The sequence below is a fragment of the Paraburkholderia diazotrophica genome (assembly GCF_900108945.1).
GTDB lineage: Bacteria > Pseudomonadota > Gammaproteobacteria > Burkholderiales > Burkholderiaceae > Paraburkholderia > Paraburkholderia diazotrophica.
Genome location: NZ_FNYE01000017.1, coordinates 123,633 through 146,845 on the forward strand (window position 1 = coordinate 123,633; position 23,213 = coordinate 146,845).

Sequence of the window (23,213 nt, forward strand, 5' to 3'; positions counted from 1 at the left end):
CTCCGCCCGCTTTGTCAGTACGCAGTGCGTAGCGAAAATGACATCTTGTAGGCACAAAGCTTGCGCGATTAAATTTGTCCACCTCAACACAGTCCAGAACGTAGCTCAGGGCAAATACTATGGATGAACGGAAACGGGAACGCATGGTTGCTTATCTCCGCCGCCGAATGAAGGAGTTCGGCATTGAGCCCGACGACCTCGCATCAGCAATCGCAGAAGACCAGTTGCGGCAAAAAGCATCTCGTTATAGAAGCGCCACAGGCGAGACATGGGACGGCAAAGGAGAGATTCCGCATTGGCTGAAGAAGGTTATGAGCGCGGGCCAGTCCCTCGAACACTTTGCCATAAACGGCGAGACAAACCACGCGAACAGCCCCCTTCCTACAATCGATTGGCAAAACGACCCATTCGCGGGTAGCCCGTTAGCTACCGTCAAGCCCGCCCGCCACTACGGACGTTAGGCTCAAAGTGCAGCGCGAACGGTCTGCTACGCTGGTCCTTAGTGACATAAGGAGCTGAGACATCGAAGTGAGCACCGAAACGCTTGTGGATATGCTGCAAGAAGTCGAAGCCGGCGACCCTATTGATTATGCGGACCTGCCATTCGGAGAGCAGGAGCTAAGGCGCCTCGTGATGAATTCACTCGTCGAGCGCCACCACGTGATTGAGGCGAGCCTGTCGGTCTCCGACGTCCAGGCGATGTATCTGCTCAGCACGGCCAAGCTTGTTCTCGAAAACACCGTGCTTCACGCGCGACTGCTTCTCCTTCAGGGACAGCAGGTCGATGTGCAATCACTCCTGGCACCCTTCACCCTGAAGGGCAAGCGGTAGCCGCGTGGCGTTGCTTCCTTTGCAATGGGATGACGGGCGCTGTCGTCACGGATTATCTGAAAACGTGAGCGAACTACTGCTGCCGGCAGGCTTCGCGTGAAGCCTCAGTCACCGCACGTGCAGGCACAATGTTCTTAAATTGCGTTTGATAAGAGGCCGGAGGAGTCGCCATACTATCTTTCCTCAGCATATGACGACGGGCGGAAAAGCCGGATAGCCGATTGTCGTCAAAGCGAATCGCGATTCGACCGAGAACATCAGGCACACCGCGCGAGTGCCCGCGTCAGAATGAACGTCTCGGCTAGGGAGACGTTTTGGTGCTCGGACTGAATCACGCTCCACGTGCTGGTCGCGCAGGACCACACGGTGTCCTGTCGACGAGAGAACCGGAGTGAATCATGGCGAAGAGGACCTTCTTGCAAAGCGTCGGCGATGCGCTGGCCGGTGTTGCCGCAACCTGGCGAACCCAGCGCAACTTTCGCATCCAGGCAGGGCTCGCGGCCGCACTACCTGTGGCATTGGCCTGGTTACGGCCGCCGCTTGTGTTTTCTGCGCTATGCCTGATGATGGCCGTGCTGGTTCTCGCGGCGGATCTCTTCAACACGGCCCTCGAGAGGCTGGCCGACCACTTGCATCCCGAGCATCATCCTGCAATCGGTGCAGCCAAAGACTGTGCTGCGGGAGCCGTGCTGCTCGTTTGCGCCGGCGCCGGTCTCGTCGGAATACTGACGCTGGTTGTCGCGTTTGCGGAACGGTAGCGCTTGCCAGTAGGAACGGCGGGATTGTATCCGTATGGATGGTAACGAGGACCAACGTGGTAGCATGGACTTGAGGCCGTCGCAGCATGATGACACTCCCGCCCACGTCGAGCGAAAGCTGAAGATACTGAGCCAAGGTCGGCAGAGATTCAGGCGCCTGTTGTGGTCTTTCGTTACCGAAAGCTTCTGCCATATCGCACCGTGAATCTGGCCTTGGCAACTGATAGCGTACCTTGTACAGCATGGACACGCACTAATTCTCGTATCGTTCGGCACCCGCAGCGTCCAGGTGGCGGATGACGTGCGAGGCACCGTTGAGACCCGGTGGATTCAAGCGGTTGCTTCCGGGCCTGCTGCCCACGCTTCACGCTCGATGCAACACTGAGACCAAAAATCACTCGTGAAGAGACACGACGAGGCTCCACGTGTCGGATGCGGTTACTTCCCGTTTAAAGAAAAAATGCAGCCAATCTCTCGACTGGCCGCAAAGCGCTCACCTCAGGGACCTACACGAAATGCTTCTCGTCAATACGGCATCCTGTCTCAGGCCGCAGCCTTCAGACTACCGTGCGGGTCGATGACAAACTTCTTGGGCACGCCGGAATCAAATTCGGCGTAGCCACCGGGAGCCTGGTCGAGTTCGATAACGGTCACGTTGACGACCTCAGCGATATTCAACCGGTCCCAAAGAATCGCCTGCATCAGATTCTTGTTGTACTTCATCACAGGGGTTTGGCCCGTGAAGAAGGAGTGCGACTTTGCCCAGCCCAAACCGAAGCGCACGGACAGGCTGCCGTGCTTCGCAGCGGAATCCGTGGCACCGGGGTCATCCGTCACGTACAGCCCCGGGATACCAATCTTGCCAGCAGCTCGCGTGATTTCCATGAGCGAATTCAGGACGGTCGCGGGTGCCTCGACTTGAGAGCCAGAGTGACCGTGACCGCGCGCTTCGAATCCGACGCAGTCGATGGCGCAGTCTACTTCCGGCTCGCCGAGCAGGTTGGCAATCTGCTCTGCGAGCGAGGCGTCTTCGGAAAGGTCGACGGTCTCGAATCCGACGCGTCTTGCGTGTTCGAGCCGTGCTGGATTCACATCGCCAACAATGGTGACGGCCGCTCCCAGGAGTCGGGCAGACGCAGCGGCGGCAAGTCCGACAGGGCCTGCGCCAGCAACATATACCGTTGAGCCGGGTCCGACGCCGGCTGTTACCGCACCGTGGTAACCCGTCGGCAGAATGTCCGACAAGCAGGTCAGGTCGCGAATCTTCTCCATCGCGCGGTCGCGGTCCGGGAACTTGAGCAGATTGAAATCTGCATACGGCACCATGACGTATTCGGCCTGGCCGCCAATCCAGCCGCCCATATCGACGTAGCCGTAAGCACCGCCTGCGCGCGCCGGGTTGACGTTGAGACAGACGCCGGTGTTTTGCGCCTTGCACATCGGGCATCGGCCGCACGCTACGTTGAACGGGACCGAGACCATGTCGCCTTTTTTCAACGTCATGACGTCGGAGCCGATTTCGATGACTTCACCCGTTATCTCGTGACCGAGGACGAGCCCGGCAGGAGCCGTGGTCCTTCCGCGGACCATGTGCTGGTCCGACCCACAGATATTCGTCGCGACGACTCGAAGAATGACTCCGTGATTGGCTTTCCTGCCGGCAGGGTCGACGAGTTCCGGAAAGGCGATTTTCTGAACCTCGACCTTTCCGGGTCCGATATAAACGACTCCACGATTGCCTGACATGCTGTCTCCTGATGTCATGTGTAGATGGAATGCCGATGCGGCTCTACTCGAGCAGCATCACAGCCAGTGGGTCTCGAAACTGCAGTCGGTAAGCGAGACACAACCGTTCTCCGTGAGCACGACCTGCTGCTCGAGCTTCACGCCCTGAGTACCGCCTTCCGCGCCGATATAGCTTTCGACGCATACCGTCATCCCGACCTCGAACAGGCCGTCGTAACCCGCGCTTTCCCAGTCGACCTGGTGGGCAATTGAGGGATACTCATCGACCATCCCGATGCCGTGGGCAAGACAGCAATACCGGTTCTTGACGTATTGCTCCGGAATCTTCCATGCCTTTTCCGAGAACTCATGGAACGTCATTCCCGGGCGCAAAATGTCCATGTTGAAGTGGACCTGCGCGTAGGCGAGCTCGTAAAGCTTGCGCTGCTCGTCGGAAGGACGGCCGTCACCGACCAGCCAGGTGCGCGAGATATCCGAGCAGTAGCCGTTCGGCCCGACCATGTCCGTGTCAAACGCGAGAAGGTCGCCGGCTTGCAATACCCGGCTGGAACATTCATGCATCCAGGGATTGGTCCGGTCACCCGACGCGAGGAGTCGGGTTTCAATCCACTCACCGCCGTTCCGGATGTTCTCATAGTGCAGGTTCGCCCAGATGTCATTTTCAGTCAGTCCAGGGCGAAGCTCGCGACGCATACGCTCAATTCCTTTTTCGGCGGTGCGCAGCGACTCGCCAATCAGCACGAGTTCGCCCGGTGATTTTATTAGGCGCGCCGTCTCCATCAGGGCCTGCCCGTCCAGCAGGGTAATGCCATGCTTTTCCAGATATGCCGTGCCGAACGGGTCGAGCCGGTCTACCGCCAGCAAGCTGTCGCCAGGTGCGTTCTTCCGGAAGACGTCGACTATCTCTGCACCCCACGTCTCGGCGCGGCGCTCAGCTTCATGCCCAGCGTTGAAGAACGTCCAGCTCAGTGCGCCACGTAACTCGACGTTCAGGTCCAGCCCGTCCCATACGTGCTCACTGCTGTGAAATTCCCACGCGATGATGCGACCGTCAGCGAATACCATGACGTATCTCGCGGGATTACGGCCCGCCCAAACCTGCATGTTTGACGTGTCGGTCGCGTATCGAATGTTGACCGGGTCGTAGAGCAGGATTGCGGGGCATTTGTTTTTGCGCAACTGTTCCTGTACCCGAGCGAGCCTATACGCTCGAACGTCGCGCATTATGCTTACCTTTCCGCTGGTTTCAACGGCGGCGGCAGCTACATCCGCGAGCTGGTCATCCGTCATTCTTGGTTGCTCCAGACATTATTGTGAGTGTGGGGTTGCGCCAAAATAACAAGCGGCCCGAAAGAGATACCGGAGACTGTCAAAGCTCCAGTACTAAATCCGAAGTCGGACGGCTGCAGCAGAGGAGTCGGAATCCCTTCTGAATCTCCCGCTCCCGGATTCCGCCGTTGTGGTTCATGTCAACCGTGCCTTCAAGCACCTTCGTCTTGCACGTGCCGCACATGCCTTGACTGCACGATGACGGGATTGCCACTCCGGCTTTTCTCGCAGCGGAGAGGACTGTCTCCGCCGCGTTCATCGTGAACGTCTTCGACGAGCGGGATAGTTTGATGGTGAAGGACTGTTGCGCGGCCTCGCTCGCCGGTGCGATGGGTTCCGGTGCGACGCCGGCGCTGATGTCGAAACTTTCCTGGTGATAGCGCGCTGGGTTGTGTCCGCCCTCATGAAGCAATGTGCGAACCGCGTTCATGTAGCCAGCGGGACCACAAGTAAATACCTCGCGCTCGATGTAGTCGGGTACCCACTGGGAGAGAAGCTGGAGGCTGAGTCGGCCAACCGGGCCAGACCAGCCGTCTTCGTCTCCAACGCCTTCACACATGAAGAATGTCTTAAGGCGAGGAGACAGTTCCGTGAGCTTCTTCAGTTCCTCTCGGAAGACGATGTCTGCCGGCGTCCGCGCGCTATGAACAAAGACAATGTCACGGTCCAACCCGAGGTCGATACTCGCGCGTGTCATGGACATGAGCGGCGTGACACCCGAGCCGGCGGACAGGTACAACGACCTCGTTGCTGGAGCTGCTGTCGGCGTGAAGCTGCCGGATGGCCCAAATGCGCGCAACTGGGTCCCGGGCTTCATATTCTCGTGTAGCCAGTTGGACATGACGCCGCCGGGTACGCTCTTCACTGTGATGGATACCAGATAGGGTCGCGTAGGCGGAGAGGAAATCGTGTAGCAGCGCTCGACTGACTGTCCTTGAACGCTAGCCGATACCGTCATGAACTGACCCGGCTCGAAGCGGATGGGCGTGCCATCACCGACGCGAAACTCGAAGCTCTTGACGTCGTGAGTCTCGTCCACCACTCGACAACAGGTCAGTGTCGTCTGCTCACCGCTTGCCCAGTACGTTGCACCGCTCTCCCAGGTATGGGCATCGGACAGTCTGTCGATTGCGTCGTGCGTCAGGCCGAACATTCTTTCTACCGAGTTCATAGCATCAAATCTGTTGGGACGCCTTGCGCTCATTCGGCTGCTGACCAGCGCGTGAACTGCTCAACGTACATTGTCGTACTCGCGGATAAGGGGAGAGTCGGGCACGTTGCCAGGCTCATCGTTCTGATATTGTCTTCGCGCGAATCCACCACCTTTGCTGTGCCTTGAGTATTGGTGGCTTATAAATCAGCGTCAATGCGCTTTATTTTCGCGGCACTATTACATTAAGTTATGCGTCGCGCAGAGGCTCTGTGGACGTGGGCTGAGGCAAGTCCAGAGTATCCATCACAGGTGAATTCAGCCGCGCCAAATCCCTGCCTTCGAGAAGAGTACGCAGTGCCTCGGGCAGCTTTCTCGCGTCCATGTCTCTGCATTCTTTGGGGGTTATGCCCACTACGCGCTTTAGCTCTCTGCCCAAGTGAGACACATCGGTGAAGCCACAGACCTCCGCGACGTCGCTGATGCTCTTTCGAGAACGTCGTAGCAGCCACACGGCCACGCGCACACGGACGAGGCGCGCATAGGACGCGGGCGTTAGGCTAGTCTCTGCGGTGAAAAGACGCTCAAGCTGTCGCGGCGAAGCATCGACCCTGGCTGCAAGTTCATCGAGACCCAGTGGCGATGACAGATGTTGCTCCATCAGTGCGATGGCCCTGCGGATTTTCGGACTGAACTGCGATGTCACCGAGGGTGGAAAAGGTTGCTGGTCACTCCGTGCGCCCGGGTCAGCAACCTGCAGGATGCGGAGTGCTTTGCTCACCACCTCAGGGGCGATGTGTCTCCGAAGAGTGGCCGCCGCTACATCAATCGACGCGGCTCCGCCCGAGCAGGTAATCAGATTTCCATCAGCTACGAAAAAGCTGTCAGTCACCACGAGGTTCGTTGGGATGAATGGAAAGCGCTCGAGGAAATCTTCATAGTGGAACCAGCTTATGCAGATTTGCTGTTTATCCACCAGCCCCGCCCGCGCGAGCGCAAACGCGCCAGTACATATTCCGACTAGAGATGCGCCGGACGAGGCCGCTCTACGCAGGTACTCGAGCGTGGCCTCGGTTGTTTCCGAGCCCGAATGGAGCAACCCGCCGACGACTACGATGTATTGGTAGTCGACAGCGCCGTCAAAGGTTGTCCACGGAGACATTTGCACGCCACAGCTCGCCCGAACGGGCCTCAGGTTTTCTCCCACGATTTGCCAGGTGCAACGCTCGGGTCTGCTCTTGTCGCCGACGTCACTTGCAAGACGCAAGGTATCGATAAAGCCTGACAATGCCGTAAGCGTGAAATTGGGCAGCAGGACGATTCCGAACCGAACAGGAGCGGGCTCCACTATTTTCTCCCTCGCGGTGAGTCAATGTTGAGAGGAAATTCCATGTATCACACATATCGAAGGAAAAAAGACATCGACCAACCCATGCTGTAGAACCCCGATGGAGCCAAAGTTATCACCGACATCTGCGGGCCTACGTCAGTGTCTTCCCTTATTAGACGCATTGTCGGCTTGACCAATACAATTTGTAGACACAAGATAAATGCAACAGGAGTGCACATGAAAGCGAACGTCGTTGAACTCGATAGAGAGGATGGACAGGCCTCGTCCCTGGACCGCAAGGCGGCCTTGGGACAGGCTCTACGGCACCGCATCCTCAGCATGGAGATGGCGCCGGGCGCCTCCCTGGACGAGGTGGCCCTCGCCGAGGAGTTCGGCCTGTCGCGCCCGCCCGTGCGCGAACTGATGCGGCAGATGGCAGCCGAGGGCTATATCGAGCTTGAAGCAAATCGCGCAGCGCGCGTTGCGTCAATGAACTATGACTCTCTGCGCAACTACTTTCTGGCGGCGCCGCTGATTTACGTTGCGACGACCAAGCTGGCGGCAGTGCACGCGACGCAGGCCGAAATCGATGGCCTGAAGCGCATTCAGGAACGGTTCCGCGCGGCAGTCGAAGGCGGCGGCGTCGATGAGCGGGTGCTGCAGAACGACGAGTTCCACCTTGCAATCGGCAAGATGGCTCACAACCCGTATCTGTTGCCAAGCCTCTGCCGCCTGCTGATTGACCACGCGCGGCTCGGCAAGACTTTCTATCAGCCGCGCGACGAGCGAATGGATGCGGAACTCGCGGAAGCGGTGCAGCAGCACGAGGGCATCATCGACGCCATTCAGCGTCGCGATGCGGAAGCGGCTGGAGAAATTGTGCGCGCCCACGTGTACCTGGCGCGGCGAAACATGGCGTCTTACGTGGCACCGGACGGTGTTGATGTGCAGATGAATTTCTAACTTCCGCGAACCGAGTGGTTTGTTCGGTTCCTCATGAAAACCCGTATCAAGAGAGACTGATATGACTGATTTGCTGTCCAGGAGCGAATATCAAAAAATCGCCCGTGAGCTGAAGCTGCCCAGCCAGGTCATCATCGACGGCAAGGCTTGCGGTGCGGCGTCGGGCGAGACGTTTGCGACGTTCAATCCGGCCACGGGCGAGCATCTCGCTGACGTGCCGGCCTGTTCGAAAGAAGACGTGGACGCAGCTGTAGCGAGTGCCCGTGCCGCATTCATCGACGGACGCTGGTCGAAGCTGCATCCCGCTGCTCGCAAGCAGGCGATTCTCCGGTTGGCCGACCTCATTGAGAAGAACGCTCTTGAGCTCTCAGTCATGGAGAGTCTCGATGCGGGCAAGACCATCTTCGACTGCCAGACCGTTGACGTTCCGGAAACGGTCAACGTCCTGCGTTGGCACGCCGAGGCAATCGACAAAATCTACGACCAGGTCTCCCCGGCCTCTGACAGCCACATCTCGATGATTGTGCGCGAGGCAGTCGGTGTCGTCGGCCTCGTCCTGCCGTGGAATTTCCCGCTGCTGATGCTCGCGTGGAAAATCGGGCCGTCTCTTGCCGCAGGCTGCTCGCTCGTGGTGAAGCCCGCTGAAGAAACGTCGCTCACGACCATGCGGGTCGCTGAGCTCGCGCTCGAAGCAGGCATTCCCGCTGGTGTCTTCAATGTCGTGACGGGCACCGGTCCTGCCGTCGGCGAACCGATTGGCCGCCATCGTGACATTGATATGGTGTCGTTCACCGGTTCGACCGATACGGGGCGGCGCTTCCTGACGTATTCCGCCGAAAGCAATCTCAAGGAGATTGTGCTCGAAATGGGCGGCAAGAACCCCTGCATCGTGATGTCCGATGCGACCGACCTCGATGCAGTAGCGGGCCACATTGTCAATGGCGCCCTCTGGAACATGGGTGAAAACTGCTCGGCGATTTCCAGACTCATCGTTCATCGCGACATCAAGGCGCCGCTGCTCGACAGAATCATGAAGCTCGCCGACGAATGGCGTGTCGGCGACCCGCTCGACCCGGCAAACCGAATCGGGCCGCTCGTTTCGCAGCAGCATTATGAGAAGGTGCAGTCGTATCTGTCGGACGACATAAAGGTCCTCTATGGCGGACAGACTAGCGACGGACGCTACGTCCATCCCACCATCATCGACGTCGCAAGCAATGACGCGAAGCACGCTCGCGAAGAAATTTTCGGACCGGTTCTGTCCGTTATCACGGTAAGCAGCTTGCAGGAAGCAATCGACATCGCGAACGACACTGACTACGGCCTTGCAGCTTCCGTGTTTGCTGGTAATGGGAAGCGAGCATTGCGTGCAGCACGCGCACTTCGGGCAGGCACCGTGACCGTAAATTCATTTGGTGAAGGCGACATCACGACTCCATTTGGCGGCTTCAAACAGTCGGGTTTCGGCGGACGCGACAACTCGCTCCACGCGCATGACCAGTACACCCAGCTGAAAACCATCTGGCTCGACCTGAATGACAACGAAGCGGACGAAGAGTAACGACATGAAAGATTTTTCATTTACTGGCATCAACCTTGCAATTAGTACTCCTTTCGATGAGAACGGTAAGCCAGACCACGGTCGACTGGAGAAGCTGATTGAGCAATACCTCGCTGCTGGTATTCGTGGCTTCGTGCTCAGCTCGGGCACGGGCATGCACGTGTATCTGTCGCAGGAAGAGTCGAAGGCGCTGGTTGCGTTCGGCGCGAAGGTCATCAATGGGCGGGCACGCATCATCGCGCAGACGTCTGCGCTGCTCGTCGATGACGTCGTCGAGCGCACCCGTCACGCAGCTGACAGCGGTGCTGGCGCTGTGATGGTCCTGCCGCCGTTCTTCGAAGGACCGACGGACGACGACGGTGTCTTCGAGTTCTATGCGGCCGTTGCACGCGGCGGCCTGCCCATCATCGGCTACAACGTACCGCAAGCCGTAGGTGTGGAAATCACGCCATCGCTCCTGCGCCGTCTCTGCGAAATCCCGGAATTCCTCGCCGTGAAGGACAGCAGCGGAGATTTGAGCAAGCAGGCAGCGCTTGTTCGCACCGGGCTGCCGATGATGAATGGCGCGGACCCGCTGATGCCATACGCGATGTATGCAGGCGTCCGTGGGCTGATTTGGGGCGGTGCAAACTTTGCCCCGAAGACGTGCACGCAGTTCGTCACGGCGGCACAAGAACATCGCTGGGACGACGCGAGAGAACTCTGGCGCGCGCTCGAGCCAGCCATGTCGCTGATTTGGGAGGGCGACTACGTCCAGTCTGTCTATGCTGCCGCCGAGATGACGGGCTATGGCGCGGGAAATCCCCGTCGACCGCTCGCCCGGCTTTCCGCGAAGAAGTCCGACGCCTTGCGTAGCGCGCTCGGTGACTTGGTCGAGCGCGAAAAGCTCGCTGTTTAAGCAATTGGGCCAATCATCATGTACGTAGCGAGCAAACTTCCGCAACACCTCGGCCAATCTGGCTGGGTATCCATGCTGCCGCCCAGGACGCCGCGCCCGACGCTCAAAGGAACGGTGAATGCCGACATCGTGGTTATCGGTGGCGGCTTCGCGGGGCTGTCAGCAGCAAGACGTCTTTCCCAACTCGACCCGAAGCTAAAAGTCGTCATCCTCGAGGCAGGGGAAATTGCGGAGGGCGCTACCGGTCGGAACTCGGGCTTCATTATCGACCTGCCTCACGAGGTTTCGTCAGAAGACTACGGCGGCTCTGACACCAACGAGCGACGGCACGATATTAAGGTTCACCGCATCGCAATCGCGCTCGCGCAGGAGCTGGCCACAGAAAAGGGCTGGGGGAAAGATATTTTCGACCCTTGCGGAAAGTACAACGTCGCCCTGGGGCTGCAGGGTGACCAGCACGTCGCGTCATACGCAAAGCAGTTGGACAAGGTCAACGAACCGTACCGTCTGCTCGATGCAAACGAGATTGCTGCTGTCACTGGAACCAAATCATTCACGTCGGCGATTTTTACTCCTGGGACCGTCATCATCCAACCCGCTGCATACATCAGGGGGCTGGCTGATTCATTCAATGACCCGGTGAAGCTTTACGAGAACACCCCTGCCTTGTCGTTCGAACGACAGGGCGCGTCCTGGCAGGTCAAGACGCCGAAGGGTGCTGTGAACGCGGCAAAAATTATCCTGGCGAACAACGGGCAGGCACAAAGCTTCGGTCTCTTTCGTGGACAGCTGTTGCACGTCTATACCTACGCCTCGATGACGGAAGCATTCGACCCGAAGCGGTTGGGCGGCCAGCGCTCGTGGGCGGCGACACCTGCGTTCCCCATGGGGACGACCGTTCGCCGTGTTGAAGGCGATAAGGGAGACAGGATTCTGATTCGCTCCCGGTATACCTATAACCCCCGTATGCAGGTGAGCAAAAGAGCGATTGCCAGAGCCGGCAAGGTGCATGACCAGAAGTTCGAAACACGGTTTCCCATGCTGAAGGGTATCCCGATGGAGTATCGATGGGCAGGCGCCATGGCGCTCACCTGGAACGGCGTTCCCGCGTTCGGGGAAATCGAGCCTGGCGTCTTCGCGGCGATTGCCTGTAACGGAGTCGGTGCCACGAAGGCAACCGCGTCCGGGATAGCTGCCGCGGAGGCTGCATTGGGCCGGGACTCGTGGCTGGTTCAGGTGTTCCGGGGTTTTGCAGCACCGAAGCGGCTGCCGCCCCAGCCTTTCCTGACGATAGGAGCAACGGCCAATCTCAGCATGAAGGAATGGTCGGCTGGAGCGGAGTAATCACCTTTCACGTCGCGAGGCAGGCAGCACTGGTGAGCGACTGAATGATGGAGGAAAAAATGGACTGGATAAACAAATTCCCACATATGCAGGACGAGGCGCTTCTGCATATGAAGCGTTCAATCGACGACGGCTTCCGCGCATTCACGGCGGCATACGGCGACCCGATTGACAGCTTCTTCCATCCGCTGCAGGAGTTCCTGATGGCGGCGGAGCGTTTCATGACCCAGACGCCGTGGCCCATCATCATGCTGCTCGTCATGGTCATCGCCTGGGGTGCTAGCAGGAACTGGAAGGTGGTGCTCGGGTGCTTCGTCACACTGGCCCTCATCGGGTACCTCGACATGTGGCAAGACACGATGCGCACTGTATCGATGATTTTCGTGTGCACGTTCCTGTCGATTGTCATTGGCTTGCCAATCGGGATTCTCATGGCGAAGTCGGACCGTGTCCGCAAGCTGGTGGACCCAATCCTCGACGTGATGCAAACGATGCCGAGCTTCGTCTATCTGATTCCAGTCGTAATGCTGCTCGGTATCGGACGCGTGCCTGGTCTTATTGCTGTGGTCATCTACGCGATTCCGCCGATGATTCGATTGACCAATCTCGGCATCCGGCTGGTCGACCGCGACATCCTCGAGGCAGCTGACGCATTCGGCTCATCGGGCTGGCAACGACTGCTGAAAGTGCAGTTGCCGCTGGCACTGCCGACCATCATGGCGGGAGTCAACCAAACCATCATGATGGCGCTGGCAATGGTGGTCGTCGCAGCGATGATTGGCGTCCAGGGGCTGGGGCAGCCGGTTCTTAAAGCCATCGCGAATCAGTACTTCACGCTCGGTATCTTCAACGGTCTTGCTATCGTGGGTATCGCGGTTATCTTCGACCGCGTCAGTCAGGCATATGGCAAGCGGCTCCAAAAGCATCAGGAGGTGGTCCATGGCTGACATCCAATCCGGCGGCATCCGAATCCAGCATCTGTACAAGATTTTCGGACCCAAGGCCGCATCCCATGTCGAAGCCGTCAAAAACGGTATGTCCAAGGCCGACCTGCTGAAGGAAACGGGTCATGTCCTTGGCCTTCGAGACATCAATCTGGACATCCCGGCCGGTTCCATCCAGGTCATCATGGGTCTGTCGGGTTCGGGCAAGTCGACGCTCATCCGGCACATCAACCGGCTTATCGACCCGACTGCGGGGGAAGTCCTGATTGGCGGTGTCGATGTCTGCAAGATGGGCTTTCGCGGTTTGCGCGAATTCCGTCGGCGCCAAACAGCGATGGTTTTCCAGAAGTTCGCGTTGCTTCCCCACCGGAACGTGCTCGACAACGTCGTCTACGGACTCGAAATTTGCGGCGTGAAGCGCAGCGAATCTGTTGCGACGGCAATGCGCTGGATTGAGCGTGTTGGACTCAAAGGCTTCGAACAGCGCTTCCCGAACCAGTTGTCAGGTGGCATGCAGCAACGCGTCGGCCTCGCGCGAGCACTTGCGATGGATGCACCCGTTCTCCTGATGGATGAGGCGTACTCGGCGCTCGACCCGCTCATCCGCATGGACATGCAGAGCGTGCTGTTGGACCTCCAGAAGGAAATCAGGAAGACGATTGTCTTCATTACGCACGACCTGGACGAAGCCCTCCGTCTTGGCGACCAGATTGCCATTCTTCGCGACGGCTGCATCGTACAGCAGGGCACGAAGCAGGACATCGTGCTGCGACCGGCCGACGAATATGTGACGAACTTCGTGAAGCAGGTGAATCGTGGGCGAGTCGTCTGCGTTGAGTCTGTGATGTCACCGTCTCGTTTGGGCGTCGCATCGGCTGGAAATCAAGTTGCGGCCGGCACGACGATTGAGGAGGCGATTTCGATGCTCACGCACAACCCTGCAATCGAGCAACTGACTGTCGTTGGTTCGGAAAATCAGCCGCTCGGCACCGTGAATCTCCGTCAGTTGGCGTGCGCCCTGATTACTTCGGAAGAAGGCTGCGATGCGAGTCGGATGCCTGCTGAAGAGCTCGGTCGCGCAGATGCGCCGGTCGCAGTTTCCCGTGTATGAATTCTCTCCTCAATCTCTGACCTCATATGTTTAACCGAGCCGAACATACTCTCGAAGCCATTGACCCGGAATTGCTTAAAGCAATCACCCAGGAAAACCGTCGCCAGGAAGACCACATCGAACTGATTGCGTCGGAAAACTACACCTCGCCCGCTGTCATGGCGGCGCAGGGCTCGCAGTTGACCAACAAGTATGCCGAAGGCTATCCCGGCAAGCGCTACTACGGTGGCTGCGAGTACGTCGATGTCGTCGAGCAGCTGGCTTTCGACCGCGTGAAGCAGCTTTTCGGCGCTGAAGCCGCGAACGTTCAGCCGAACTCGGGCTCGCAAGCCAATCAGGGCGTGTTCTTCGCGATGCTCAAACCGGGTGACACCATCATGGGCATGAGCCTCGCGGAAGGCGGTCATCTGACACATGGTTCATCGGTCAACATGTCGGGCAAGTGGTTCAACGTCGTGAGCTACGGTCTGAACGAGGCCGAAGACATCGACTACGACAAGACCGAGGCACTCGCGAAAGAACACAAACCGAAGCTCATCATCGCGGGTGCGTCGGCGTTCGCGCTGCGCATCGACTTCGAGCGCCTGGCGAGGATTGCGAAGAGCGTAGGTGCGTATCTCATGGTCGATATGGCGCACTACGCCGGTCTCATCGCTGCCGGCTTGTATCCGAACCCGGTGCCGCATGCTGATTTCGTCACGACGACTACGCACAAGAGCCTGCGTGGCCCGCGCGGTGGCGTCATCCTGATGAAGGCGGAATACGAGAAGCAAATCAATTCTGCAATCTTCCCCGGCATCCAGGGCGGGCCGCTGATGCACGTCATCGCGGCTAAGGCGGTCGCGTTCAAGGAAGCGCTGGCACCGGAGTTCAAGACGTATCAACAAGCTGTCGTCGACAACGCGCGGGTGCTGGCCGAGACGCTAGTCAAGCGCGGCTTGCGCATTGTTTCCGGCCATACGGAGAGCCACGTAATGCTTGTGGACCTGCGCGCAAAGAAGATTACGGGTAAGGCCGCAGAAGCTGCGCTCGGTGCCGCGCATATCACGGTCAACAAGAACGCAATTCCGAACGACCCCGAAAAGCCGTTCGTCACGAGCGGCGTACGTCTCGGCTCGCCGGCCATGACCACGCGCGGTTTCGGCACAAAGGAAGCGGAACTGGTCGGCAACCTGATTGCGGATGTGCTTGAAAGTCCGGAAGACCCGGCCACGATTGAACGGGTGCGCGCTCAGGTCGCAGATTTGACGAAGCGGTTCCCGGTCTACCGCTAGCCTCGTATGGGGAAATCGAGGCGTTCGAAAGATTGAAGGTTGCCGTGGTCTGTAGTCGGCCGTTTTGTCTGTGGACCTGGTAACCGGGTTTGGAAAGTCGCTTCCGAGGAACGACTGGCAGTTGTTGTCAGGCGGGTGAATCAAGAAATCGCAGGTAATTATCGTAGTGCGTTCGTTAGGTTTCCGATTTAAATGGAAATCTGTATGGCGCAATGACCAACGCATACCGGGGAAGCTCCGGCAACTTTTTGGGAACTGAAATGAAACTGAAATTTCTAGGGGCGCTTGTCGCGGTCGGGGTTTTCTGGACCAGCTCGCAAGCTTACGCCGCCGGTTGTGGGAACGTCACTATTGCAAGCATGAACTGGCAGAGCGCGGAACTTGAAGCCGCTATCGACAAGGTTATTCTTCAGGACGGCTACGGCTGCTCGGTGAATAGCGTTGTTGGCGACACGGTTCCGACGATAACGTCGATGGTGGACAAAGGAAAGCCCGACATCGTGCCAGAAGGGGCAATTGACCTGTTGCCCGCCGTCGCCAAGCAAGGTATTGATTCGAAGAAAATCATCCTCGCGGGCAATGTCATCCAGGAAGGCGCGGTGTACGGGTGGTACATTCCAAAATATGTCGCCGATGCGCATCCCGAAATCAAAACGATTCCTGATGCCTTAAAACACCCCGAATTGTTTCCGGACCCGGAAAACCCTGGGAAAGGCGCGATTTACAACGGCCCTCAAGGATGGGGCGTGACGGTCAACACCGCGCAGCTGTACAAGGCGTTCGGTGCTGAGCAGAAAGGATTCCGGCTCGTCGATACGGGTTCTGCGGCAGGCCTGGACGGTTCTCTGGTAAAGGCGTATGAGCGCAAACAGGGCTGGCTCGGCGTTTACTGGGCGCCGACTTCGCTGCTTGGCAAATACAAGATGGTGAGACTGAGTGAGGGCGTCCCTGTCGACCTGGCTGAGTGGAAGCGTTGCACGACGGTTGCCAGTTGTCCGGACCCGAAGCCGACTGGCTGGCCGGGAAGCCGACTGCTCACGCTGGTCTCGAAGCCATTTGCCGACAAGGCAAGCCCGGACGTGATGAAATATCTGAACACGCGCACGTTCTCCACAGCTGATGTTCAGCAGGTCATGGCCTGGATGACCGACAACCAGGCAACAGGTGAAGACGCGGCGAAGCACTTCCTGAAAGAGAAGCCGCAAATCTGGACGAAGTGGGTGACGCCGGCAGCGGCCGAAAAAATCAAGGCGTCGCTGTAAGCGCAGAACGAGACGGTTGCTCCGTGCTTCGTCTGAGAGGCAAGTCATCGGTGGGCGGCGATTGCCGCCCACCGAAGCTATATCAAGAAGAGCTATTCTCTTCACAAGCTCACAATGAAAGCGGCTATGGACAGCGCAAAGGGTTATCGTCGACTTATCCCGTCACTAACGGCACTCGTCGAGTTCGAGGCGGTAGCGAGACTACGAAGCTTCACGCTTGCCGCTGCCGAGCTTGGCGTCACCCAGGCAGCCGTCAGCCGTCAGGTCAGGCTGCTGGAAGAAATGCTTGGTGTCCGCCTGCTCGACCGGTTACATCGCACCACCACGCTCACGAGCGAGGGCCAGGCTCTGTACGCGGTCGTTGCCGAAGCGATGGGAAAAATTGCGGGCGTTTTTGACCGCCTGTCGACTGGTATCGAAGATGAAGAACTTGTGCTGGCGACGACCGCCTCGTTTGCGCATTTCCGCCTGATGTCCAGCCTGGCGAGGCTCAAACGCCTTCAGCCAAACCTGCGCATTCGCCTTACCACGACCATGTTCACGGCCGACCTTCGCCACAACGAGGTCGATGCGGCCGTTCGCTGGGGCAACGGGCGGTGGAGCGATGGAACATCACACCTGCTTTTCGGCGAGCAGGTGTTTCCGGTGTGCTCGCCAGCCTGGAAAGACGAATACGGCGCCCCTGCGTCACTGGATGAACTCGCGAACATGACGCTCATCGCATACGACCCGACGTCGGAAGGATGGCTGACCTGGGAGGAATGGTTTCGGACCGTGGGCGCGCGCCCAACTAAACTCAAGTATGGCATGCGCACCTGTCTTTATACCGACGCAGTGCAGGCCGCCCGGCTTGGCCAGGGGGTTGCACTTGGATTTGGAAGTCTGCTGCACGAGCACCTCGCATCAGGCGAACTCGTGCGTTTGACGAGCGCCTCCATTACCTTGGACGACGCCTACTATATGGTCGTGCCACACGGCAAGGCCATGTCGCCGACCATTCAAACGCTGATTGAAACGTTGAGAAACGCTGTCAGGATTTCATGAGCAGCAGCAGCGCTTTGAAGGGGCGGTAAGCAGCAAATGACCATCTCGGCGGGAGCGCTGCGTGTCAGAGCTCCGCGGCGCGTTCTGGCGCCCTCTCGCCGCACGCCTTACCATCCTCTCTCATGGTTCAAAAAATCGCGCTCCGCCGCAGCGGGCTGGGGTTTGCCGTACACGCGCGACCTATAATTTAAAGTAATACTTCCGCGAAAATAAAGCGCATTGACGCGGATTTTGGGTAATCCAATACTTAAGGTTAACGCGGGACCATTCGAAGTCCCGATACCCCCTGAATGTTGGAGAAAAACGATGTCTGAGTTCGTGTTGAAGCCCCTTGGTGAGCTTGTTCGAGGCCGCGAGCCTGGCTGCGGAATGCCGGGAGAGGTTTTTAGCCGACCGGATGTGTTCGAAACCGACATCGATATTTTCTTCCACCAGCACTGGATTATGGTCGGCGTGACGGCGGACGTACCGGAGCCCGGCGACGTTTCCGTCGTCGACATCGGCAAGGCGTCGGTCATCATCGTGCGCGACGACGACGAGAACATCCGTGCCTATCGCAACGTGTGCCGGCATCGTGGTGCCCGCCTGAAAGAAGCGGGGAAGTCGACGGTCGGCATGCTCGTGTGCCCGTATCACCAGTGGACGTACGACCTCGACGGCAGCCTGCGTCACGCGAAGCACATGGGGAAGGACTTTGACGCGACCTGTCGTAATCTGCGGCCGGTACATCTCAAGGTAGTCGGCACACATGTGTTCGTGTGCTTTGCCGATGAGCCGCCGGCCGACATCGCGAAGCTCGAAGAAACGATGGCGCCGCGCTTCGCTCCGTACGAACTGCAGAACACGAAGATTGCATTCGAATCGGAGATTATCGAGGACGGCAACTGGAAGCTCGTCATGGAGAACAACCGCGAGTGCTACCACTGCGAAGCGGGGCACCCCGAGTTGACGATGTCGTTCATTCCGGAGTCGACAAGCTCCAGCGCAGACGGCATGGACGAGGAAGGGATAAAAGCGCTCGACGCCTACAACAAGCTCAATGCCGAGACGCAGGCAAATTGGGAAAGCGAGGGGTGGCTGTGTTCGGCCGTCGAGGAGCTCAGCGGGGACGTTGCAACGCACTTCCGCACCGAGCGGCTGATGATTGGAGGTGACGGCGAGTCGCAAACGATAGACACGAAGGTTGCCTGTCAAAAGCTGTTGGGTAATCTTACCCGTCGTGACCTGGGCGATACTCACATGTGGACCCACAACTCGTGGACGCATGTGATGAGCGACCATGCGATGATTTCTTACATCATTCCGTTGACTCCAGAAAAGACCCTCTGCCGCACGAAATGGCTGGTTCACGCTGACGCCGTGGAAGGCGTCGACTACGACGTGACGAAGCTGACTGAGGTCTGGGTCGCCACGAATGCGCAGGATGCAAGCCTCGTCGCCATCAATCATCGTGGTGCACAGGACCCCGGGTACATTCCTGGACCATACTCGCCGTCCACCGAAAATTATGTCGACCAGTTCGTCGGCTGGTATGCAGGGCGTCTGAAGGCGCATGGCATCTGACTCCAAGCGCCGTTGAATCGCTGCTTGAAGGTGCGAGCACCGCGCCAAGTATCGAAGACATCGGCGGGTTAAGGTGTTCGACGTGGTACAACGGAAGGGCGGCTCAAGCCGCCCTTGCGCTTTGCCGATACCACGATGAAGGCCAGGACCACCCAACTGCCAGTTCCATCGTCGTTCGCTGACAAGCCTCATCAGGTAGATGTCTTCACGCTACTGTCGGATTGGCACCGTCTGACCTTGGGCGGTCTGTTTCTCATCGCAGGTCTACCGTTTGGTTCTCCGCCGATTATGAGACTCACGAGCATTGCATTCGTTTTACTCGGCATCCTTGGCGGCTCGAACTTCATCTACATGAAGTGGGCTACGGCTCTTATCAATCCGACACAGGTAGCGTTTCTACGTGTGCTTTTCGGATTTCTGCCTCTTGCACTTGCCGCGTGGCATCAACGGGCCATCACTCGCCAGCAATTGCGCCTGCTGCCGCACTTTCTCGTCATGGCGGCGGGCGCAACAGCTTTCTATTTCATAGCTATTATCAAAGGCACCTCGGTACTCCCATCAGGCATCGCTGGTGTGTTGGCTGGAGCTATTGCTCCTTTTACAGCCATTTTCTCCCCGCTTTTTCTTCGGTCAGAGAAATTTAACGGAATGATGGGCGCTGGTGTCGTTATTGGCTTTGCGGGCATCGTCCTGATTGCACGCCCTTGGGACGGCGCGAATGGCGCTATCGATTTAGCAGGTGTTAGCTGGTTAATCGCGAGTTCCATGATACTAGGCTTATCGTACATTTACGTTCGTCGCTTTCTATCCACCGCAAACCTCCCACCATTAGCATTGGCGACATGGCAAATGGGACTGGCGTTGGTTATCCTCTACTTCTTGACGGACTTCACTGGCGTACGTCGAGTTTTTGCGGATTGGAGAGCCACAATAGGACTGGTTATTGGCTTAGGTATTATGGGTACGGGCATAGCCTTCCTCCTTTACTACTATCTGCTTGACAAGCTCGGCGCCGTGGCTTCTTCGAGTTCAAACTATCTGGCTCCGGCCGTGGCTTTGCTGATTGGATGGCTTATAGGGGAGCGATTCGGGCTGCTGGAGATGACGGCCATCGCTCTCATCTTTGTGAGTATCGTTTTGCTTCAATTCGGGCAACAGCGGGCTACAACGGTCTCGCTGTTAGCTCAAGTAGAAGGAGGGCCAAGTACTGCGGGTTGAGCAGTTCAGTCTCTCCTAACACCAGCGTGCTGGTGCTCTGCGGTCCTGCTGTCACGCGTAATATGCCGGGCAGTTGCATCCGCCGCCAGGATGCTTTGCTATCTCGGCTGTCCGCGACGCCAGTCTGACTCAACCTGGCGACCGTCAGTCATGGCTATCGTCCCGGCGCGCGGCACACGAGAGACCGGCGGATTCTGCTTAGTCTTCAGTGTCGAAGACTCCCAAGACCCCGGACATTTCAACGACACTCGTCTCACGTGTGAATGTGCCGCTCGTGGAAAAGCGAGCCGGCGCGCGATGTCTTCCTGTTGCGGGATGGCATGGCCCCACAGGGCGTATCTGCGATACTTCTCAGTTCGCTTTCGTTGGCCTTTGCGCCTGATGTCTGACCCGTTGGATGTCGACGCCGGCCAGCTTCAACGTAGCGTCAATCATCTGCGACTCCTGAGCAAAATCAAGCGCCCACTCTTCACCATCGCACCGTACGGTCATGCCGTTGTGCAACGAGATGAGATAGCGCGCCTGGTACAGCGCGTCGACAACCTTGACGCTTGGCGCCCAGAGCGTCAAGGTGGCCGGCTCGCTGCGCGGGGTGCGAAGTTGCGAATAATAGTTTCGACAATACTGTCGTGAGGCAAGCTTATGTCGAAATCAGTCGACGTGACTTGACCTTCACCCACGGTCTACCTGACCCCCGCCCACATGCAACTTGACCTCCACCCCACGTTTTGCTTGACCTTCACACGCGGAAATTGGGTATCCACTTCTGAAAACGCTGCTGGAGGTCATGCGTTTTCCCAGTCGGGCGCTCCAGTAATCATATAATCTTTAATCTGTGTAATTCCCTAAGCTTAAGCGACGAGCTTCCTGAGAGTAGCTCGCTGTAGCGCTTCCGTTGAATCGCCCTGCGTTTGAGCGTAACCGCTCCTCTGTCAGAGGGATGGAGTAGATGCATCCTGGACGAGGAGTTAGTTCAAGCGAGCGGCATCTCTTCCATGTAGCCTGCAGCCCACGACGTCCTTTGCGGACACAGCCGCGCAGTTCGAAGTCACCACACGTCGGCGCACTCCTTGGCTGCCCTCTGCCCAGCTCCAAGAAGCTCATTTGTTCGGCACAACACTTGCCATGCGCTCAGGGATTCAGTCCAGTTCGCCCCGTTCGGCCAGTGCCACTAAAGTGTCGACCACGTGACGCACCTTAGGTCGCAGATGGGCTACCTTCGGCCAGACGGCATGCACGTCTATGACTTCAGTCGAAATATCGTCGAAAACGGACATCAACGCGCCCGCCTCAAGGTGAGGTCGGAGGAGTGACATTGGCATCTGGCAAAGTCCCAAGCCCGCAAGAGCGGCCTCAACAATCGAGTCGCCGTCACTGATTTGATGGGTTGCGGGTGGTGAAATCCGACGGTACTCGCCATCGACATTGACACGCCACGATAGCGGCTGGCCACGGCGATGGCCGAGAATGCATGAGTGATTTTTCAAGTCTTCTAGCCGGCTAGGAGTGCCGCGCTGTGCAAGATAGTCGGGCGATGCCGCAATCACCATGCGCTGCCTAGTGAGGCGACGAGCAATCAGCCCACTTGAGCTTTCGAGTTCACCGAAGCGAATAACAAGGTCAGCGCCTTCCTCAATCGGGTCAATGAGATGGTCCGAAAAGGTCATCGTGAACTGAAGGTCTGGATTCTTTCGAGCGATGTCCAGCAATATTGGGACAAGAATGCGCCGGCCGAAGGCTGCCGGCATGTCAATCCGCAAGCGACCGATAGGCCGCTGGTTGCCGGGTCCAAGAGCAGTTTCCGCCGTGGAAATTTCATCGAGTGCCGAGGCGCATGCCGCAAAATATGCATCGCCGTCGGCCGTGAGCGAGATGCTTCTCGTGGTGCGATGGAATAGTTGCGCGCCGAGGCGGTCTTCCAGTTTTGCGATTGCCTTCCCGACGGCAGACTTGGTTAACCCAAGTTCTTCGGCTGCGTCGGTGAAGCTGCGCGACTTCGCGGCAGTGACGAATATCAATATTCCGCTGAACGTGTCGACCTGTGCCATGTCGTGCCCCATTGAGGAATTTTATTCAACATATAGGGCATAGACACGCGCATTGTCAACCTGAGGGCGAGCGTCCGCGGACGAGCCGGTCCGATTTAAATCTTCACTGCGCGGCCTGTTTTGGCTGCCTCGAGAGCGCAGTTCGCGATTCGCAGAGCGCGAATGCCGTCCACAGGCGTCGCGGGCATCGGTGTGTTGTTTTCGAGCGCCGTCAGGAAGCCGTCGAGTTCAACTTTGTACGAGTCAGCGTGCCGCTCGAGAAAGAAGTTGAGCAACGGCTCACGCGCCTCCGTCGTTTCGCTCGTCCACCGGCGCAAGCTTGACGGTCGGTGATTCTCGTTCAGGACCATTCCCTTTGAACCAAAGACTTCGACTCGTTGGTCGAAGCCATACACGGCCTGGCGCGAACCGTTGATGTGACATTGCTTGCCTGACGCCGTCCGCAGCAGGACCATCACGCTGTCGTAGTCCGGAAGCTCTTCCAAACCCGGGTCGACCAGCCTGTTACCCATTGCCATCACCTCAACCGGTTCCTCGCCGAGCAACCAGCGAGCCGTATCGAAATCGTGAATGGTCATGTCACGGAAGATTCCGCCTGAGTGTCGCAGATACTCCCGGGGCGCGAGGCCTGGGTCGCGACTCGTAATGACGACCTGGCGAACATCGCCGACTTCACCGTCCTCGATAGCCTGCTTGAGCCGCATGGCGTCCGGGTCGAAGCGTCGATTGAAGGCAAGCATCACGCGCCCGCTAAGGCAACGCTGAACAAGCCGTTGTTTTCATCCATTCGGGCGCAAACAGAGGCAGATTGATCGTGAGAGAAGCTTTCCGCTTGTTTT

General features: G+C 58.0%; 21 protein-coding genes and 1 pseudogene. 14 read left to right on the top strand and 8 right to left on the bottom strand.

Features of this window, described 5'->3' with window-relative positions:
• The first annotated feature begins 119 nt into the window (after positions 1-119).
• The 3 genes from BMW76_RS21835 to BMW76_RS21845 all read left to right on the top strand — a co-directional run bounded on the left by BMW76_RS21835 (position 120) and on the right by BMW76_RS21845 (position 1,589).
• Positions 120-461, top strand: coding sequence for an H-NS histone family protein (locus BMW76_RS21835; protein WP_090868821.1), 342 nt, complete (start codon positions 120-122; stop codon positions 459-461).
• A gap of 61 nt (positions 462-522) precedes the next feature.
• Positions 523-831 carry a hypothetical protein gene (locus tag BMW76_RS21840; RefSeq protein ID WP_090868823.1) on the top strand — a complete coding sequence of 103 codons (309 nt, stop codon included), beginning with the start codon at positions 523-525 and terminating at the stop codon, positions 829-831.
• A 416-nt stretch (positions 832-1,247) separates the two neighbouring features.
• Entirely contained in the window at positions 1,248-1,589 is a 342-nt protein-coding gene (locus BMW76_RS21845) for a diacylglycerol kinase (RefSeq protein ID WP_245763301.1), read from the top strand.
• 543 nt (positions 1,590-2,132) lie between these two features.
• On the opposite strand, the gene fdhA is transcribed toward BMW76_RS21845, so the two are convergent.
• The 4 genes from fdhA to BMW76_RS21865 all read right to left on the bottom strand — a co-directional run bounded on the left by fdhA (position 2,133) and on the right by BMW76_RS21865 (position 7,162).
• Positions 2,133-3,335, bottom strand: coding sequence for a formaldehyde dehydrogenase, glutathione-independent (gene fdhA / locus BMW76_RS21850; protein WP_090868827.1), 1,203 nt, complete (start codon positions 3,333-3,335; stop codon positions 2,133-2,135).
• A gap of 57 nt (positions 3,336-3,392) precedes the next feature.
• Positions 3,393-4,559 carry a M24 family metallopeptidase gene (locus BMW76_RS21855; RefSeq protein WP_407669002.1) on the bottom strand — a complete coding sequence of 389 codons (1,167 nt, stop codon included), beginning with the start codon at positions 4,557-4,559 and terminating at the stop codon, positions 3,393-3,395.
• A gap of 145 nt (positions 4,560-4,704) precedes the next feature.
• Entirely contained in the window at positions 4,705-5,835 is a 1,131-nt protein-coding gene (locus tag BMW76_RS21860; RefSeq protein ID WP_090868831.1) for a hybrid-cluster NAD(P)-dependent oxidoreductase, read from the bottom strand.
• A gap of 229 nt (positions 5,836-6,064) precedes the next feature.
• On the bottom strand, positions 6,065-7,162 hold the full coding sequence (locus BMW76_RS21865) for a GlxA family transcriptional regulator (RefSeq protein WP_245763302.1): 1,098 nt from the start codon (positions 7,160-7,162) through the stop codon (positions 6,065-6,067).
• A 219-nt stretch (positions 7,163-7,381) separates the two neighbouring features.
• On the opposite strand from BMW76_RS21865, the gene BMW76_RS21870 reads away from it, so the two are divergent.
• The 11 genes from BMW76_RS21870 (at position 7,382) to BMW76_RS21920 (ending at position 20,326) form a co-directional block, all read left to right on the top strand.
• The gene (locus BMW76_RS21870) at positions 7,382-8,107 is read left to right on the top strand and encodes a GntR family transcriptional regulator (protein WP_090868835.1); all 726 of its coding nucleotides are present in this window, start codon (positions 7,382-7,384) and stop codon (positions 8,105-8,107) included.
• Positions 8,108-8,168: 61 nt separating this feature from the next.
• Positions 8,169-9,668, top strand: a complete 1,500-nt coding sequence (locus BMW76_RS21875) for an aldehyde dehydrogenase (protein ID WP_090868837.1) — start codon at positions 8,169-8,171, stop codon at positions 9,666-9,668.
• A gap of 4 nt (positions 9,669-9,672) precedes the next feature.
• Complete coding sequence (locus tag BMW76_RS21880) at positions 9,673-10,566, top strand: dihydrodipicolinate synthase family protein (RefSeq protein ID WP_090868838.1); 894 nt, start codon at positions 9,673-9,675, stop codon at positions 10,564-10,566.
• Between the two features lie 72 nt (positions 10,567-10,638).
• Positions 10,639-11,910 (top strand): NAD(P)/FAD-dependent oxidoreductase, encoded by a 1,272-nt coding sequence (locus tag BMW76_RS21885; protein WP_245763303.1) that lies wholly within the window; start codon positions 10,639-10,641, stop codon positions 11,908-11,910.
• Between the two features lie 59 nt (positions 11,911-11,969).
• A complete protein-coding gene (locus tag BMW76_RS21890) occupies positions 11,970-12,857 on the top strand; it encodes an ABC transporter permease (protein ID WP_090868889.1) in 888 nt (295 codons plus the stop codon).
• Positions 12,850-13,965, top strand: coding sequence for a quaternary amine ABC transporter ATP-binding protein (locus BMW76_RS21895; protein ID WP_090868841.1), 1,116 nt, complete (start codon positions 12,850-12,852; stop codon positions 13,963-13,965). Before BMW76_RS21890 ends, BMW76_RS21895 begins: the two co-directional genes overlap by 8 nt.
• 26 nt (positions 13,966-13,991) lie before the next feature.
• Positions 13,992-15,239, top strand: a complete 1,248-nt coding sequence (gene glyA, locus BMW76_RS21900; protein WP_090868843.1) for a serine hydroxymethyltransferase — start codon at positions 13,992-13,994, stop codon at positions 15,237-15,239.
• Between the two features lie 260 nt (positions 15,240-15,499).
• Entirely contained in the window at positions 15,500-16,501 is a 1,002-nt protein-coding gene (locus BMW76_RS21905; RefSeq protein WP_090868890.1) for a glycine betaine ABC transporter substrate-binding protein, read from the top strand.
• A gap of 126 nt (positions 16,502-16,627) precedes the next feature.
• Positions 16,628-17,545 carry a LysR substrate-binding domain-containing protein gene (locus tag BMW76_RS21910; RefSeq protein WP_090868845.1) on the top strand — a complete coding sequence of 306 codons (918 nt, stop codon included), beginning with the start codon at positions 16,628-16,630 and terminating at the stop codon, positions 17,543-17,545.
• Between the two features lie 306 nt (positions 17,546-17,851).
• A complete protein-coding gene (locus tag BMW76_RS21915; protein WP_090868848.1) occupies positions 17,852-19,108 on the top strand; it encodes an aromatic ring-hydroxylating oxygenase subunit alpha in 1,257 nt (418 codons plus the stop codon).
• 135 nt (positions 19,109-19,243) lie between these two features.
• Positions 19,244-20,326 carry a DMT family transporter gene (locus tag BMW76_RS21920; protein WP_245763304.1) on the top strand — a complete coding sequence of 361 codons (1,083 nt, stop codon included), beginning with the start codon at positions 19,244-19,246 and terminating at the stop codon, positions 20,324-20,326.
• Positions 20,327-20,524: 198 nt separating this feature from the next.
• Here BMW76_RS21920 and BMW76_RS41905 read toward each other — a convergent pair.
• From BMW76_RS41905 to BMW76_RS21940, 4 genes and pseudogenes are all read right to left on the bottom strand, one after another.
• Positions 20,525-20,709 (bottom strand): annotated as a pseudogene (locus tag BMW76_RS41905) (hypothetical protein).
• Positions 20,678-20,896, bottom strand: coding sequence for a hypothetical protein (locus tag BMW76_RS21930; protein WP_090868850.1), 219 nt, complete (start codon positions 20,894-20,896; stop codon positions 20,678-20,680). The pseudogene BMW76_RS41905 and the gene BMW76_RS21930 overlap by 32 nt, the downstream one beginning before the upstream one ends.
• A gap of 569 nt (positions 20,897-21,465) precedes the next feature.
• A complete protein-coding gene (locus BMW76_RS21935; protein ID WP_090868894.1) occupies positions 21,466-22,374 on the bottom strand; it encodes a LysR family transcriptional regulator in 909 nt (302 codons plus the stop codon).
• A gap of 95 nt (positions 22,375-22,469) precedes the next feature.
• Positions 22,470-23,114, bottom strand: coding sequence for a Gfo/Idh/MocA family protein (locus tag BMW76_RS21940; RefSeq protein ID WP_245763305.1), 645 nt, complete (start codon positions 23,112-23,114; stop codon positions 22,470-22,472).
• Positions 23,115-23,213 lie beyond the last annotated feature (99 nt).